A 14,151-nucleotide genomic window follows, 5' to 3' on the forward strand; every position below is an offset into this window, starting at 1 on the left:
AGCAAAGGATTTCCGCACATGACACGCACATTCGAACTGGGTGAGTTGATCCGCTCCGACAATTTCATCGACGGCGCATGGACGCCCGCGCAAGACAACCTGCGCTTTGCCGTCACCAATCCCGCGAGCGGCGAGATCATCGCTGAAGTGGCGGACAGCAGCCCCGCCGACGCCCGCGCCGCCACCGACGCCGCCGCCCGCGCCCTGCCCGCTTGGCGCGCGCGCCTGCCGAAGGAACGCGCGGCCGTGCTGCACCGCTGGCATGCGCTGATCATGGCGAATCTGGATGCGCTCGGCGCGCTGATCTCGCTCGAACAGGGCAAGCCGCTCGCCGAAGGCAAAGGCGAGGTCGCCTACGGTGCCTCGTATGTCGCGTGGTTCGCGGAAGAAGCCACGCGCATCTACGGCGATCTGATTCCGCAGCAGCAGCGCGGCAAGCGCATGACGGCCGTGAAGGAACCGGTCGGCGTCGTCGCCGCGATCACGCCGTGGAATTTCCCGCTCGCCATGATCGCGCGCAAGATCGCGCCGGCGCTCGCCGCCGGTTGCACGGTGGTGGCCAAACCGGCGGAAGATACGCCGCTCACCGCCTCGGCGCTGGTCCTGCTCGCGCACGAAGCCGGCGTGCCGCCGGGCGTGCTGAACCTGATCACGGCCTCGCGCGATCATGCGGTCGCCGCCGTCGCCGAGTGGCTGCACGACGCGCGCGTGCGCAAGATCACCTTCACCGGCTCCACGCCGGTCGGCAAATATCTGGCGCGCGAGTCGGCGGAAACGCTCAAGAAACTGTCGCTGGAATTGGGCGGCAACGCGCCCTTCATCGTATTCGACGACGCCGACCTCGAAGCCGCCGTCGCCGGTCTCATGGCAGCGAAATTCCGCAACGGCGGGCAGACCTGCGTGTGCCCGAACCGCGTATATGTGCAAGCCGGCGTCTACGAACGGTTCGGCGCGCTGCTGGCCGAGCGGGTCGGCGCGCTGAAAGTGGCGCCCGCCACCGACCCGGCCGCGCAGATCGGCCCGATGATCAACAGCCGCGCGCTCGACAAGATCGCCCGCCATGTGGACGACGCCGTGGCGCACGGCGCGCGCGTGCTGACCGGCGGCAAGCGCCTTGCCGAACTGGGCCCGCACTATTACGCGCCCACGGTTCTCGCCGACGCCACCGCCGCGATGCAGTTGAATAGCGAAGAGACCTTCGGCCCGATCGTGCCGCTGTTCCGTTTCGAAGACGAAGCCGAAGCGGTCAACGCCGCTAACGACACGCCATTCGGCCTCGCCGCGTATTTCTACAGTGAAGGCGTGAAACGGATCGACCGGGTGGCGCGCGCGCTGGAAGCGGGCATTGTCGGCATCAACGAAGGCGCGGTCGCGAGCGAAGCCGCGCCCTTCGGCGGCGTGAAAGAATCGGGCTATGGTCGCGAAGGCTCGAAGTACGGTCTCGACGACTATCTGTCGATCAAATACCTCTGCCAGGGCAACCTCGAATGAGCGTGGAGACGAACATGAACGCCTATCCCATCGAAGTCGAATTCCCCGACATTGCCGCGCACGAGCAATCGTCGTCGGGTATCGCGTATGTGCATACGTTCGACTCGGGTCTGCCCGGACCGCACGTGATGATCAACGCGCTCACGCACGGCAACGAAGTGTGCGGCGCGATCGTGGTCGACGCGTTGCTGCGGCGTGGCTTGCGGCCGCGGCGCGGGCGCCTGACGCTGGCCTTTGCGAACGTGGATGCGTATCTCGGCTTCGATCCCGCGAATCCCGATGCGGCGCGCTTCGTCGATCAGGATTTCAATCGCGTGTGGACTGCCGCGGTGCTCGACGACACCTCGCGCACGTCGAGCGAGCTGGCCCGTGCCCGCGAGATGCGGCCGGTGATCGACACCGTCGACGCGCTGCTCGATCTGCATTCCATGCACGAGAAGAGCCAGCCGCTGATCGTGGCGGGGCCGCTGCAAAAAGGTATCGATCTAGCCGTCCAGCTCGGCACGCCCGCCACCGTGATCTGCGACGAAGGCCATCCGGAAGGCCGCCGCATGCGCGACTACGAAGGCTTCGGCGACGCCGGCAGCCCGAAAAACGCGCTGCTGATCGAATGCGGACAGCATTGGGAACAGAGCGCGGTTGCGGTTGCTCGCGACACCACCGCGCGCTTCCTGCTGCTGGCCGGCGTGGTCGATGAAGCGGACCTGCCGGCCGGCTGGATCGCGCCGTTGCCGCCCGTGCAGCATATCGTCCGCGTGACGCAGCCGGTGGTGGCCAGCAGCATGGATTTTCGCTTCGCGGCGCCGTACACGGGGCTGGAAATCTTTGCCGAGGCCGGCGCCGTGATCGGCTGGTCCAACGGCGAACCCGTCACCACGCCTTACGACAACTGCATGCTCGTCATGCCTTCGCTGCGGCAGTTGCGTCCCGGCGTGACCGTGGTGCGGCTCGGCAAGGTCGAGCAGACCGTGACTAATACCCGTGGCCGATGAAACGGCCTTCACATAATCCAAAGGTAACGTGAAGATGAAGGTGCAACAGATCAAACAAAGCGTGGTGCTGCGGAATCTCGAAGACTGGGGCACGGCGGGCCTGCCGGGCGCCACGCCGCTTCAGGTGTCGGGCGTTCAGCGCGTGATCAGGGGCAGCGAATCCGTCGACACCGGCATTTTCGAATGCACGGCGGGCACCTACCGCCGCTCGGTGAAGCAGGCCGAAGTGATGCACTTTCTCGCGGGCCGCGGACGCTTCACGCCCGACAACGAGGAGACCGTGCATTTCACGAGCGGCGACACGCTGTTCTTCGAAGCCAACACCGAAGGGCTGTGGGAAGTCGAGGAAACGATGCGCAAGGTGTATGTGATCTTCTAGGCATCGTCGGGTCGCCGCTCTTTCTCTGCCTTCGGCTGCACGCCGTTGCCGGCGCGGATAAAGGCGGCGGCATCACGCCGCCGCGATAGCCACCATCACCGAGTAGGCTTTGAATACCGCCGTTGCCTGTTGCCCGACGGCCAGCGCGAGCGCGTCGACTGCGTCGTTCGTCACGCTGGCCGTCAGATTCACGCCACCGGGAAGCGCCAGGACCACCAGCGACGACACCGCGCCCCGCTCCAGCCGGGAAATGGTCCCGGCAAACTGATTGCGCGCCGACAACACATAACCCGCAAAATCGACCACCAGTACGACGGCCGATGACTTGATCAGCGCAATCGCCTCCTTGCCCACCGCGAGCTTGAGGCGAGTGGCCGCGGAGGTGGTCATCGTCGCGACGATCTGCTGGCCGCCGGCAATCGTGACGGACACCTGGGTGGTGACCGGCCCCGTGTCGATCGCGTCGATGGTGCCGGCAAACTGGTTGCGTGCGGTCGTTTTCATTGCAATTCTCCTGAAATTGATGGAACCCGTGTTGTCGATTGCCTCAAGCAATGCGAAGAAGCGCGCGTCGAGCCGGCCAGCTTCAGTTCGCTGCTCAGAAGTGATGAATCGGCCATTCATCGCCCGTCCGCATCAGCCATCCACGGGAACGTGGAGTAGCGCACGCACACGCCGTTCGCGCGCCGTAAGCGGCGCGATGTCGAGGTCCGGCACCAGCGCCCGGCGCGTGACGTCGCGCCCTTCGCCGCTGCGCAGATCCACCTCGCGGACCACCTCACCGTGCTCGACCACGAACGCAACGTCAGCGAGCGCGAGCACGTCGTCGACGTCGTGCGTGATCATGACGACGGGCATCTGCCAGCGCCTGACCACGTCGGCGAGTTGTCCGCGCAGTTCATGGCGCAGCAGCGGGTTCAGCGCGGCAAACGGCTCATCCAGCAGCAACAGCTCCGGCCCGCAGGCAAGCGCGCGGGCCAGCGCCACGCGCTGCTGCTGTCCGCCCGACAATCCCGCCGGACGGCTGCGCGCCAGCTCGGTGAGATCAAAACCGTGCAGCAGCGCATCGACCCGCGCGGCGCGAGCGCCGGACAATCCGCGCCACCACCAGCGGGTCAATCCGAAGGCCACGTTCTCGCGCACCGACAGATGCGGAAACAACGCGTAGTGCTGGAACAGATAGCCCACGCCGCGCCGGTCCGGCGGCAGATCGACACCGCGCGCCGAATCGAACAGCACGCGCCCGCCGACCCGCACGTGCCCGCGCTCGGGCCGCAACAGCCCGGCGATCGCCTGCAGCGTGAGCGACTTGCCGGCACCCGAAGCGCCATAGAGCGCCACGACCGGCGCTTCGGATGCGAAGCGCGTCGCCAGCGTGAAGCGGCGCGTGCTATCCGACACGGTGGCGGTCAGATCGATATCGATCATTCGCGCGCCTCGTCAGGATTTGACGAAGCCGTAGCGCGCCAGCACGTTCTGCGCTGCCGGTGTCGACAGATAGGCGATGAAGTCTCTCGCGAGCGCTTGCTCACGGCTCGCGCTGACCGCGATCACCGGATAGGTCACCGGCTCGTGGCCTTCCACGGTCAGCGCGATGCGCACCTTGCCGGGCGCCAGCATGGCGTCCGTGCGATAGACGAAGCCGGCCTCGGCCTCGCCGCGCGCCACGTAGTCGAGCACCTGGCGTACGCTCTCCGCCTGCACGAACTTCGGCTGCAGCGCGTCCCACTGCCCGGCACTTTCCAGAGCCTGCTGCGTGTAGCGCCCAACGGGCACGGTGGCCGCTTTGCCAAGCGCGATGCGCTTCACCGCGGGATTCGACAGATCGGCCAGCGTCTTCACGAGCGGCGCGCCCTCCGCCGGTACGATCAGCACCACCGAGTTGGCGGCAAAGTCCTGCTTCGTGCCCGCGTCGAGCAGTTGGGCATCGATACCGCGCGCGACGGTTTCCTGGTCCGCACTGGCGAACACATCGACGGGTGCGCCTTGCCTGATCTGCTGAAGCAATACCCCCGACGCGGCGAAATTGAAGCGCACGGTCACGCCGGGATGAACCGCCGCGAACTTCGCGCCGATCTCGTTGAACGCATCGGTCAGGCTCGCGGCCGCGGAGACGGTAAGTTGCTGGGCCGAAGCGAGCAGCGGCAGCGCCGCGAGCAGCACGACGGCAAGGGAACGGACAAAGCGCATCGGAAGATTTCCTCGAAGGTCAGCGAAGGGAAAAGAAGCGGTTCGACACCAGCATCACCGCGACGGACAACGCGGACGTCACCAGCACGAGCAGCAGCGCGGTGTGATCCTGGCCGCTTTGCATCGCGTCGTAGATCGCCATCGAAAGGGTCTGGGTTTGCCTGGGAATGTCGCCGGCCACCATCAGGGTCGCGCCGAACTCGCCCATTGCGCGGGCAAACGCGAGCAGCGTGCCGGCCAGAATGCCGGGCCACGCGAGCGGCAACGTGATGCGGATGAACACCGACAGCGGCGACTGCCGAAGCGTGCGCGCCGCCGCTTCGAGCGTCGGGTCCACGCCGGCGAACGAAGCGCTGGCCGACTTCAGCACCAGCGGCAGCGCCACCACGGCTGCCGCCGCAACCGCGCCGTGCCAGTTGAATACGATGGTGTAGTCGAAGTGTTCGTAAAGCCATGCGCCGACCACGCTGCGCCGGCCCACCGCGACCAGCAGGCCGTAGCCGATCACGGTCGGCGGCAGCACCAGCGGCAACATGCATACGGCTTCCAGCACCGCGCTGCCGGGAAAGCGCCGGCGCGCAAAGATCCAGCCGAGCGCAATGCCCGCGGCAAGCGCGAGCACGGTGGCGAGCCCCGCCACTTTCAGCGACAGCAGCAATGGCGACCAGTCCATGTTTTGTAGGGAATCCGACATTGGCGACACGGTTCGTTGTGAAATGAACGACGTAACGACGTAATGCCGTGGATGCAAGTTACAAGCCAGTGCGCCAGGCGCCGAGGCGCGCGGCTTACCCGCCGCTCAGTCCGAGTTCCTGCGCGAACAGCGCCAGGGCGGAGCGCACCATGACGGGATCGTGTGTAGCGGGCTTGAGCAGCAGGCGGTGCGGTCCCAACCGCTCGTTCAACAGACGCACCTGGGCCGCGCAATGCGCGGGGTCGCCGATCACCGCATTCGCGAGGATCACCTCCTCGCTCGCGTCGGCTGCGAACATTGGCGGCAACGCGCCGGCTGCGAACTGCACCTGCATCAGCCGGGGATAAGAGCGCACGCAGGCCACGCCATGTTCGAGCGCGTCGCGGTGGTCAGGCTCGCAGTGAAAGAAGCGCGCAATCGCAAACGGGAAATCGCCGCGCTGCGCACGCTGCGTCGCCACCTGGCCGGCGACGCGCGCGAGGTCGGCCGACGGCGTCGCCATCAGGCCATAGCCCTGCCCGGCGGCGAGTTGCAGTGAATCGTCGCTGAGGCTCGCCAGCCAGACCGGCACCGGTTGTTGCAGCGGGCGCGGCTGCAGCGCGATGTCGTTGCAATGATAGAAACGCCCGTCGAAGCTCGTGGTGGGCTCACGCCATAAACGCTGGATCAACGCGAGCGCCTCGTGCATCCGCGCGCGGGCGTCTTCCGCCGACGGGATTCCCGCAGCCCGGTACTGCACCGGAAACGGACCGCCGCGCGCCACGCCGAATTCAATGCGCCCGCCGCTCAGCAGATCGAGCGTGGCTATGTCTTCCGCGACGCGCAGCGGGTCGTTCAGCGCGAGCAGCGAGGCGCCGGTGCCGAGGCGGATCGTCGAGGTACGGGCCGCGATGTGGGCGAGCAGCACCGTCAGCGCACTGCCGATCGCGTATGAACTGTAGTGGTGTTCCGCGACCCACACGTCGTGGTAGCCGAAGGCTTCGGCGGCGACGGCATAGCTCACGGTCTGCATCAGCGCGTCGCGCGCATCGCCGTCGGGATTCTCGACGTTGAGGAAAAGACCGTAGCGTTGTGCGGAATCCGACATGGCAGGTTCTCTTGTGGGGATGCATGGTAAAAGGCAAGTTTTGCGCCCACATTCTGCGTCTCGTGAGCGCGTGGTCAACCGTGCCGCGGGCAGAAACGCGACGCCGCGCTCACGCGGCAGGCTCGCGACATGCGCCCGCGCACGTTCGCGCGAGAGGCGTCCCCGCACTCCCGGGAAAGCATGCGCCGCGGCTCACTACGGGTTGAGCTTCGGGCCGCGCGGTTGGGGTTGCGGCAGCGGCATCGGCGGGCGGCATGACTGTCATGGCGAGCGCCGCGTGTCATGGTCCGCAAGCGGTTCCGCCGCTGCCGGGGCGAGAAACCAGCTGCGCACCGTGTCGTACGGATAGCGCGTCAGGCCGGCATGGCGCGCGTGCGGCGCGAGCAGATGCACAGACAACGGCTCGGCCCAGCTCCAGAAATCAGCGCGCAGCGCGGGCGGGAAGCCGACGTCGTCGAACGCATGCCACAGCTGTACCAGCCAGAGTTCGCGGCCCTCTTCGTCGAGCAGCAACGGCAGCCCGGAGCCCGCCTGCAGATGCGCACGCCGCTCGCTGTAATACAGCGGACCGCCGCAGGACTCGACCACGAAGTCAGCCACGCGAGAAGCGACGCAATCGAAGCAATGACCGGCACGCGCGAACAGCGGCGTGAGTCTGAGCCGTCGCATATGGCACAGCACCAGGTCGCGCAAGCCCGCCTCATCGCAGATCGCCAACAGCCGGTGCGGCGGCTGCGGCAGCGCGGGCACGCAGGCGGGCGGCTGCGCCCGGGCTCGGGGCCCGTGCTGCGAGTCCACCACCGGCCATTGCAGCGTGAGATAGCAGGCCCGGGTGCAGGGTGTCCAGCGGGCGCGGGGCGCCGCAGGCGCGGCAGATCGGAGCGGATCCATAGGTGTGTCGGGTTGGTGGTTCGGTTTGTCGGTTGTGTACCGGGATACATAACGGTAGGCATGCTTAAGCAAGTCCCGCGCCTTCGTTCACTGCGGAGCCCCTCAAGGCTCCCATCACGGCGAACCGCGTCACGCAGATGTTCGATGGGTTCCGTGCGTGGCCGGTGGTCTGCCTGCCCGGACTACCCGGACTACCCGGACTACTCGCACCTATTCGCACCTATTCGTGCCTATTCGTGCCCATTCACGCCGATTGCCCCTACTCCGCTCCGAAGCAAAGCGCGTGATCTGAACAGACACCGCAGCTCGGCGCTTTGCAGATAAACAAGTCCTCCCGCTCACACAACTGCTTGTAGAAGAACTTCTTCCACTTCATGTCGTGCGTATTCTTCGCCGCCAGCCGCGGAAACCAGTGGCCGATCAGCGCCGACAGTTCACGCCGCGACGGCAGAAGCAGGTCCTGCCAAAGGTGGTTCTGCCCGAGGCTCGCACAGGCCAGCGCGTGCGCGACGCAGTTCGCTTCGTCCGGCGTGCCCGCGTGCGGATCGGCGTGGTCATTGAGCAGCGCCACCAGATCGTCGAGCTCGTCCTCGCGCGGTTCCTCGCGGCGCCCGCTCGCCGGCGCGGACCACGAGAGCCACGCGAGGCCGAGCGCCGGTCCCGCACCCGGGAACCAGCGGGCGAACATCCGGCGGGTCTGGTCGGCGTCCAGTCCGGGCATCGGCAACGCGTCCAGGCCGTGGCGCTCGAACGCACCCGCGATCACGCCGGCCAATGCAAGGACGGTCGGATCGTCCGCGTCCACCGCGCACGCCATCAAGGTTGCATAGGTATCCATGACGGCATCGCCTAGAGTACGGCCGCCGCATGCGTGTAGCACTTTTTCGGGCAGATCTTCGCGCATGCGGTGCAGCCGATGCACAACTCCCGATGCGCGATCGTCATCACTTTCTTTTCGTACTCGTCGTCTTCGTCGTCGCCGTCCAGCGCGATATGCGCACCGTCCTCGTCGAGTCCGACGAGTTCCAGCACGCCGCGTGGGCAGACGCGAAAGCAGCGTCCGCAACCAATGCATTTTTCTTCATCGAGCGTATTGACGAAGGTCGGCGTCCAGATGGCGCCGCTCGGCAGCGTAACGCTGAAGGTATCGCTCATGATCTGCCTCCGTGGTTCCGCAGCGTCAGGCAGCGGCCGCGGCCGCGGCAGCGGCTGCGCGAGCGGCCATTAGCGCGGCATGCGCGTCGTGGCAGCGCTGGGCGACAGCAAGAATGTTCTCCCAGTTGGTCGGCAGTTCCTCGGAGAGGTCGTGCAGATCCATCTTCGCCTGAGTCGCTTGCGCGTTCAGCTTCTTCAGGCGCGCCTTCAGTTCGTCGGCATCGGTACTCATCGTCATGCTCCCTTCACGATCACTTCAGGCGCCGTACTGTGCGACGGCAGGATACGTCCTGATCATCCCGACCGCTTCGTCGAGAAACTTGCCGCCCGCCTCGGCGAGCTTCTGCAGCGACGCGAAGCCAAACCGGTGCACGTCGCGCAACTGCTTGTTGACGACAACCAGCCGACCGGCGATCAACACCATGCGGCCAAAGCCCTCGTGGCTCATCTTCATCATCGGCGAGACCATCTGGCCGGTCTGACGCTCGATCGCCACCGCGATCGCGCTGTAGAAAATTTCGAGCCGCCACAGCGTTTCGGGATCGGGGTCGCCCATGATCGGAATCGCGCGGCGTTCCTCCGCCGTGTGAATGTACGGCTTGAGCAGTTGCAGGTCGGACTTGCCGTCCCACGCGCCGTGCGTGTCCTGCGCACGCAACTGCTTGACCAGATGTTGCACGAACGGCGTCGCCAGCAGCGTTTCGTCGCTGGCCGTGCCCGGAACTACGGATGATTCAGCGGTGGCTTCAGCCATGAGGTACCTCGTCGTCTTCAAAGTCGTATACGCGTTCGCCGTCTTTCGCGAGCGCCTTGCGCAGCCACGGCGGCGGCGTGCCCTTCAATACCTGCTGCAGCTTGCCGAGAATTTCCTCGATCGACTCCGGCTGCGGCACCTTGATCGGATGAATCTTCAGCGCGACCACGCGGGCCGCGCCGGAACCGCCGATCGCGGCGACGTACAGGATCGCGCAATCCTTCACGGCTTCGAGTTTGGGCGCGAGCTTGTCCTCGTCGCCGTCCTCTTCGAGCTTGCCGCCGAAGTCGAACGCCTCGACGAACCGGTAGCCGTCCGGCGTGACGTCGTAGGTGACGATGCTCTTCGCCCAGCCAAAATGCGCGTCGACGTACTGCCTGTCCTGAGTGGCGAATGCGATCTTCATGCTGTGTGCTCCTTGAGGTGGATCAGGCGCCGGCCGCGACGACAGGAATGTTCACTTCCCGCGCCGGATCGCGCGCGGCCAGATCGATCGAGGTCTGCGGCAACGGCCAGTCGCCCGGATGGTGATGCGCAATCTGCTCGATCATCAGATTGGCGATCTCGAAGATCAGGTTCATCGTGCCGCGGTAGCCGACGTAGCGGCGATGCGCATTGCCGACCCGGTCGAACACGGGAAAGCCGATCCGCAACAGCGGCTTTTGCAGATGCGCGGCCATCTGGCGGCCGTGCGAATGGGTGATCAGCAGGTCGCAGTCCGTCGCGGCCCGTTCCATGTCTTCGAGATCGCCGATCACGACCCGTTCGGCGGGCAGCAACGCGTGCGCGGGCGAGCGCGTGGTGCTGATGCAGCAGTGCAGTTGCGCGCCCATCTCGTGCAGCAGGCAACCGAGCGCAAGCAGCAGATCGGGCTCCGCGCCGATCGCAACCTTGATGCCGCCGGTGTGGAAATGCCCGTCGAGCATCGCGTCGAGCAACTGGCTGCGCTGCCGCCGGAATTTCGCGGGAACCGGCCGCCCGGAGCGCTGTGAGAGCAATTGCAGCAGGCGGTCGTTGGGTTCGAGTCCCGTGAGTCGCTCGAAGATGTCGAACGGTGTGCCGGCGATCGCCTGCAGCGCCAGCGCGCCGTCACGCGTCTGCTCGCCGACGCCGATCGTGAACGCCGACGCGCCGGCGGCGCGGATCTGCGCGAGCGTGGTGCCGCCCAGCGTGGTGCCGCGCCAGTCCGGCGCGATGTGACCGTCGAGCGAACCGGAAATGTCGGGCAGCACAATCACGTCAAAGCCGAACGCTTCGATGATCTCGCGCAGTTCGTCGATGTCGCCGGGCGACAGATGGCTGCCCGGCAGCAGCGTGACCTGACTGGCCACCTTGGGCAGCGGCTTGACGAGCGCCTTGACGATGCCGGCGACCGCGTGCCGGTAGCCGTCTTCGAATGCGCCAACATAGTCGGGGGTCGACACGTAGACGATTTCGGTGTCGTCGAGTTCGGGCTTGCGCTTGCGCACGGTGACGAGATAACCCTCCACGTCGTCGCCCTTGGTTTCGGTCAGGCCCGTCGAACAGATCGCGATGATCTTCGGCGCGGCACGCTTGCGGATGTTGAGCAGCGCGGCTTCGATGTTCTCGTAGCCGCCGAGCACGGTGGTGACTTCGTTCATCGCAGTGGTCTGCAGCGGGATCGCCTCCTTGAAGTGGCGCACGAGCAGCACGAGGCCGAACGACGTGCAGCCCTGCGAGCCGTGCATCACCGGCATGCAGGCATCGAGCCCGAGGAACGCGAAGCTCGCGCCCAGCGGCTGGCTCATCTTGAGCGGATTGACCGCACAGGCTTTCCTTGATTCGACGACGTCGGCCATGATATTTCCTCCGGAGCGGGCGTCAGCCCGGCACGCCAGGTTCCAGACCCATCACCCACGCCGAGGCCCCCGCCAGAGGGCGCGGCGCTTGAGCTTGCACGGCGCCGGGCGTCTCGCCGTCGTCGCCCCACGGCGCCGGGATGCGCACCTGCTGCCACACGGGGTTATAGATCGCGCGGTCGATCTCATGCACCAGTTCCACGATGCCTTCATAGCCGCCATACGGGTGGTGGCGCTCCTGATTGATGTCGAGCCAGGGCATGCGGGCTTTCAGCGCGACGAACTGCGAGCGGCCGCCCGAGAGCATGATGTCGGCCTTTGCATCCCGGAGCATCGCGTACATCTCGCGCGGCGTCATGTCGTCGATCATGTGCGCGTCGTCGCCCATGATCTCCCTGATCTTGTCCTTGTCTTCCTTCGTGCTCTTCTTGATGCTGGTGCCGACGATTTCAAGCCCGGCTTCCTGAAGCGCGGCCACCACCGACCACGACTTCACGCCGCCGGTGATGAGCAGCACCCGCTTGCCGGTGAGGCGCGCCTTGTAGTGCGCGATGCGCGCCCAGGCGCGGGCTTCCTCTGCGGCGATCAGACGCTCGGTGCGCTCCAGCAGATCGTCCGGCGCGCCCTGCTGCACCAGCAGGCCGGCGATCTGGCGCAGCGTATCGCTCATGTCGCCGATCCCGTAGAACGAGCCTTCGAAGTAGGGAATGCCGTAGCGCTGCTGCATCTTCGTCGCGATGTTGATCATCGACTTCGAGCAGACCATCATGTTGACCCGCGCGCGATGCGAGCTCGCAATCTCGTTGTAGCGCCCGTCGCCGGAAATGCACGAGAGAATGCGGATGCCCAGCGCGTCGAGCAGCGGCTTTGTCTGCCACAGTTCGCCCGACAGGTTGTATTCGCCGATGATGTTGATGTCGTACGGCGTCGTGTACTCGGGCTCGCGCGTGCCGATCACGTAGTCGAGAAGCGCCTCGCCGCCGAGCTTGTTGCCCAGGTTCTTCGGCCCGGCGAAGCCTGGCGAATTGACCGGGATCACCGGCTTGCCGAATTTTTCGGCGGCACGCTGGCAGACTGCCTCGATGTCGTCGCCGATCAGCGCAGTCACGCAGGTCTGATAGACGAACACGGCCGGCGGATCGTATTTCTCGATGATCTCGCGCACGCTTCTGAAAAGCCGCTTCTCGCCGCCGTACACCACGTCGAGTTCGTTGATGTCGGTGGTGAAACCGGTGCGATAGAGTTGCGAGCCGGACGAAGCGGCGTGCCGGTTGTCCCACGAGTTGCCTTCGCAGGCAATCGGCCCGTGCACGAGGTGCGCGACATCCACCACCGGCTGCAAGGCGATCTTCGCGCCGTCGAATGCGCACCCGCCCGCGGCGGCGCCCGGCGAAAGCTGTTTCGTGCAGCCCTTCTTGCGCTCCTTCTCGCTCTTGCCCTGATTCTTGTCGCAACCCGGTTCGTCGAATACCTCGGCGATTCTGGCGTTGAGCGAAGCGGACATGACAGGCTCCTGATGGATGGATGTTTCTCTAGTGGCAAGTTCCATACCACCGGGGAATGCCGTGATTGCGGTTCAATCGGCCTTCGATCACGACACTCTCGCGCGTGGTCATGGCGGGTTTGAACGGTTTGCGACAGACGGTTTGCGACACATATAACGTCCGGCTCCGCGGGTTCACCGCATCGCCGGGTGAGAACAGTACGTAGCGGGTATGTGCTGGCAGTGGCCTCGGTTGCCTCGCGCTGCGCGACCCGTTCGCGACTCGTGCGGCTCAGTTGTCGTCGGCCAGCACTTCCAGCGCCACCAGTTGCCCGTAGAGTGCGCGCCGCACCGGCCAGTTCGATTCACCCGCGAGACGCGAGTCCGCGCCTTCGAATGCGCCGATCGCGTCACGGTCGCTCCAGTAGATCAGACAGCGCCCGCCGCGCGCGGCCAGCGCAGCGGCCTGAGCATCGCGTTCAGACACCGGCTCGCGCCGGCACACGCCCCGGCCGAGCAGATAATCGGCGCGATAAAGCAAGGTGTCCAAACCATGCTCGTCACCCACCGCGCAAATCGACGGGTACGCCGCCCGTCCGCTCGCATCGGGAAGGTGATCGACCAGCGCGAGCAGTTCGCGCGGCGTGACTTCGTCGTAGATCTCGGCAGCGCTCAACGGGTCGGACGCCGCCACCTTGCGGGCGAAGTCGTCGTCATCGTAGGCGAACCACGCGCGCGGCGGTGCTGAGTCTGATTGCTCGACAACATAGATCACGTTGTGCTCCTTCACCGGGAGTGGTCGGACCGGCTGGCGCCGCACAGCGCGGCAGGCCGGTCCTCAGCGGTGTTCCTGTACCGGCTACTCGACGCCCTCGGCGGCGATCTTCGCCCATACCGCGCGGCGCAGCCGCTGCGCGATGCCGGCCGGGCTCGCGTCGAACTGCCGCTGCGCCGCCGACATCGCCCCCTGGGCAATCGCCGTTTCCTCGTGCGTCAACGGCAGCCGGCCGGCCACATGGGTGGCCCCCGGCACCGAGCGGGCGATCATCTGCCGGTTCGGGTGTTCCGCCAGCGCGACGAGATGGTCGGCCTCGCGCACGCCGGCCAGACAGACCCAGCCGTCGATGACCTCGACCCTACGGCCGTCCTGCGTCATCCTGACCAGAACCGCATCTGCCACGCCCGATGCATCTGCTATGTCTGTCATGGCCGTGC

Annotated in this window: 18 protein-coding genes; 3 read left to right on the top strand and 15 right to left on the bottom strand. The window is 66.1% G+C overall.

What is annotated here, in order from left to right; translation table 11 throughout:
• Positions 1 to 18 precede the first annotated feature (18 nt).
• Genes BXE_RS29645 through BXE_RS29655 form a run of 3 tightly spaced genes read left to right on the top strand, consistent with a single transcriptional unit; the run spans position 19 to position 2,862 of the window.
• Positions 19 to 1,491, top strand: coding sequence for an NAD-dependent succinate-semialdehyde dehydrogenase (locus tag BXE_RS29645; protein ID WP_011491805.1), 1,473 nt, complete (start codon positions 19 to 21; stop codon positions 1,489 to 1,491).
• A 14-nt stretch (positions 1,492 to 1,505) separates the two neighbouring features.
• Positions 1,506 to 2,483: a succinylglutamate desuccinylase/aspartoacylase domain-containing protein gene (locus BXE_RS29650; protein WP_011491806.1), complete on the top strand. Its 978-nt coding sequence runs from the start codon at positions 1,506 to 1,508 to the stop codon at positions 2,481 to 2,483.
• 34 nt (positions 2,484 to 2,517) lie between these two features.
• The gene (locus BXE_RS29655) at positions 2,518 to 2,862 is read left to right on the top strand and encodes a cupin domain-containing protein (protein ID WP_011491807.1); all 345 of its coding nucleotides are present in this window, start codon (positions 2,518 to 2,520) and stop codon (positions 2,860 to 2,862) included.
• Positions 2,863 to 2,934: 72 nt separating this feature from the next.
• Here BXE_RS29655 and BXE_RS29660 read toward each other — a convergent pair whose 3' ends face one another.
• From BXE_RS29660 to BXE_RS29730, 15 genes are all read right to left on the bottom strand, one after another.
• The gene (locus BXE_RS29660; protein WP_011491808.1) at positions 2,935 to 3,366 is read right to left on the bottom strand and encodes a TOBE domain-containing protein; all 432 of its coding nucleotides are present in this window, start codon (positions 3,364 to 3,366) and stop codon (positions 2,935 to 2,937) included.
• Positions 3,367 to 3,498: 132 nt separating this feature from the next.
• The gene (locus BXE_RS29665) at positions 3,499 to 4,290 is read right to left on the bottom strand and encodes an ATP-binding cassette domain-containing protein (RefSeq protein WP_011491809.1); all 792 of its coding nucleotides are present in this window, start codon (positions 4,288 to 4,290) and stop codon (positions 3,499 to 3,501) included.
• 12 nt (positions 4,291 to 4,302) lie between these two features.
• Positions 4,303 to 5,052: a molybdate ABC transporter substrate-binding protein gene (gene modA / locus BXE_RS29670; protein ID WP_011491810.1), complete on the bottom strand. Its 750-nt coding sequence runs from the start codon at positions 5,050 to 5,052 to the stop codon at positions 4,303 to 4,305.
• A 19-nt stretch (positions 5,053 to 5,071) separates the two neighbouring features.
• Positions 5,072 to 5,746: a molybdate ABC transporter permease subunit gene (gene modB / locus BXE_RS29675; RefSeq protein ID WP_011491811.1), complete on the bottom strand. Its 675-nt coding sequence runs from the start codon at positions 5,744 to 5,746 to the stop codon at positions 5,072 to 5,074.
• A gap of 94 nt (positions 5,747 to 5,840) precedes the next feature.
• Positions 5,841 to 6,833, bottom strand: a complete 993-nt coding sequence (locus BXE_RS29680) for an LLM class flavin-dependent oxidoreductase (RefSeq protein ID WP_011491812.1) — start codon at positions 6,831 to 6,833, stop codon at positions 5,841 to 5,843.
• 261 nt (positions 6,834 to 7,094) lie between these two features.
• Complete coding sequence (locus BXE_RS29685; protein ID WP_011491813.1) at positions 7,095 to 7,724, bottom strand: hypothetical protein; 630 nt, start codon at positions 7,722 to 7,724, stop codon at positions 7,095 to 7,097.
• A gap of 259 nt (positions 7,725 to 7,983) precedes the next feature.
• On the bottom strand, positions 7,984 to 8,562 hold the full coding sequence (locus tag BXE_RS29690; RefSeq protein ID WP_011491814.1) for a nitrogen fixation protein NifQ: 579 nt from the start codon (positions 8,560 to 8,562) through the stop codon (positions 7,984 to 7,986).
• Between the two features lie 11 nt (positions 8,563 to 8,573).
• Positions 8,574 to 8,879: a ferredoxin III, nif-specific gene (gene fdxB, locus BXE_RS29695; protein ID WP_011491815.1), complete on the bottom strand. Its 306-nt coding sequence runs from the start codon at positions 8,877 to 8,879 to the stop codon at positions 8,574 to 8,576.
• Between the two features lie 25 nt (positions 8,880 to 8,904).
• Positions 8,905 to 9,111, bottom strand: a complete 207-nt coding sequence (locus BXE_RS29700; RefSeq protein ID WP_011491816.1) for a CCE_0567 family metalloprotein — start codon at positions 9,109 to 9,111, stop codon at positions 8,905 to 8,907.
• Positions 9,112 to 9,135: 24 nt separating this feature from the next.
• Positions 9,136 to 9,633, bottom strand: a complete 498-nt coding sequence (locus BXE_RS29705) for a NifX-associated nitrogen fixation protein (RefSeq protein ID WP_011491817.1) — start codon at positions 9,631 to 9,633, stop codon at positions 9,136 to 9,138.
• The gene (nifX, locus tag BXE_RS29710; protein WP_007177223.1) at positions 9,626 to 10,039 is read right to left on the bottom strand and encodes a nitrogen fixation protein NifX; all 414 of its coding nucleotides are present in this window, start codon (positions 10,037 to 10,039) and stop codon (positions 9,626 to 9,628) included. Before nifX ends, BXE_RS29705 begins: the two co-directional genes overlap by 8 nt.
• Before the next feature lie 22 nt (positions 10,040 to 10,061).
• Positions 10,062 to 11,453, bottom strand: coding sequence for a nitrogenase iron-molybdenum cofactor biosynthesis protein NifN (gene nifN, locus BXE_RS29715; protein WP_011491818.1), 1,392 nt, complete (start codon positions 11,451 to 11,453; stop codon positions 10,062 to 10,064).
• Between the two features lie 22 nt (positions 11,454 to 11,475).
• Positions 11,476 to 12,957: a nitrogenase iron-molybdenum cofactor biosynthesis protein NifE gene (gene nifE, locus BXE_RS29720; protein ID WP_011491819.1), complete on the bottom strand. Its 1,482-nt coding sequence runs from the start codon at positions 12,955 to 12,957 to the stop codon at positions 11,476 to 11,478.
• A gap of 271 nt (positions 12,958 to 13,228) precedes the next feature.
• Positions 13,229 to 13,711 (bottom strand): hypothetical protein, encoded by a 483-nt coding sequence (locus tag BXE_RS29725; RefSeq protein WP_011491820.1) that lies wholly within the window; start codon positions 13,709 to 13,711, stop codon positions 13,229 to 13,231.
• 84 nt (positions 13,712 to 13,795) lie between these two features.
• Complete coding sequence (locus BXE_RS29730) at positions 13,796 to 14,143, bottom strand: hypothetical protein (protein ID WP_011491821.1); 348 nt, start codon at positions 14,141 to 14,143, stop codon at positions 13,796 to 13,798.
• Positions 14,144 to 14,151: the final 8 nt, after the last annotated feature.

The sequence above is a fragment of the Paraburkholderia xenovorans LB400 genome, from assembly GCF_000013645.1.
GTDB classification, from domain to species: Bacteria; Pseudomonadota; Gammaproteobacteria; order Burkholderiales; family Burkholderiaceae; genus Paraburkholderia; species Paraburkholderia xenovorans.

Bases quoted from the DNA above. Each gene is read 5' to 3' on its own strand.
- BXE_RS29645 (WP_011491805.1), top strand. From the start codon at position 19: ATGACACGCACATTCGAACTGGGTGAGTTGATCCGCTCCGACAATTTC.
- BXE_RS29650 (WP_011491806.1), top strand. From the start codon at position 1,506: ATGAACGCCTATCCCATCGAAGTCGAATTCCCCGACATTGCCGCGCAC.
- BXE_RS29655 (WP_011491807.1), top strand. From the start codon at position 2,518: ATGAAGGTGCAACAGATCAAACAAAGCGTGGTGCTGCGGAATCTCGAA.
- BXE_RS29660 (WP_011491808.1), bottom strand. From the start codon at position 3,366: ATGAAAACGACCGCACGCAACCAGTTTGCCGGCACCATCGACGCGATC.
- BXE_RS29665 (WP_011491809.1), bottom strand. From the start codon at position 4,290: ATGATCGATATCGATCTGACCGCCACCGTGTCGGATAGCACGCGCCGC.
- modA (WP_011491810.1), bottom strand. From the start codon at position 5,052: ATGCGCTTTGTCCGTTCCCTTGCCGTCGTGCTGCTCGCGGCGCTGCCG.
- modB (WP_011491811.1), bottom strand. From the start codon at position 5,746: ATGTCGGATTCCCTACAAAACATGGACTGGTCGCCATTGCTGCTGTCG.
- BXE_RS29680 (WP_011491812.1), bottom strand. From the start codon at position 6,833: ATGTCGGATTCCGCACAACGCTACGGTCTTTTCCTCAACGTCGAGAAT.
- BXE_RS29685 (WP_011491813.1), bottom strand. From the start codon at position 7,724: ATGGATCCGCTCCGATCTGCCGCGCCTGCGGCGCCCCGCGCCCGCTGG.
- BXE_RS29690 (WP_011491814.1), bottom strand. From the start codon at position 8,562: ATGGATACCTATGCAACCTTGATGGCGTGCGCGGTGGACGCGGACGAT.
- fdxB (WP_011491815.1), bottom strand. From the start codon at position 8,879: ATGAGCGATACCTTCAGCGTTACGCTGCCGAGCGGCGCCATCTGGACG.
- BXE_RS29700 (WP_011491816.1), bottom strand. From the start codon at position 9,111: ATGAGTACCGATGCCGACGAACTGAAGGCGCGCCTGAAGAAGCTGAAC.
- BXE_RS29705 (WP_011491817.1), bottom strand. From the start codon at position 9,633: ATGGCTGAAGCCACCGCTGAATCATCCGTAGTTCCGGGCACGGCCAGC.
- nifX (WP_007177223.1), bottom strand. From the start codon at position 10,039: ATGAAGATCGCATTCGCCACTCAGGACAGGCAGTACGTCGACGCGCAT.
- nifN (WP_011491818.1), bottom strand. From the start codon at position 11,453: ATGGCCGACGTCGTCGAATCAAGGAAAGCCTGTGCGGTCAATCCGCTC.
- nifE (WP_011491819.1), bottom strand. From the start codon at position 12,957: ATGTCCGCTTCGCTCAACGCCAGAATCGCCGAGGTATTCGACGAACCG.
- BXE_RS29730 (WP_011491821.1), bottom strand. From the start codon at position 14,143: ATGACAGACATAGCAGATGCATCGGGCGTGGCAGATGCGGTTCTGGTC.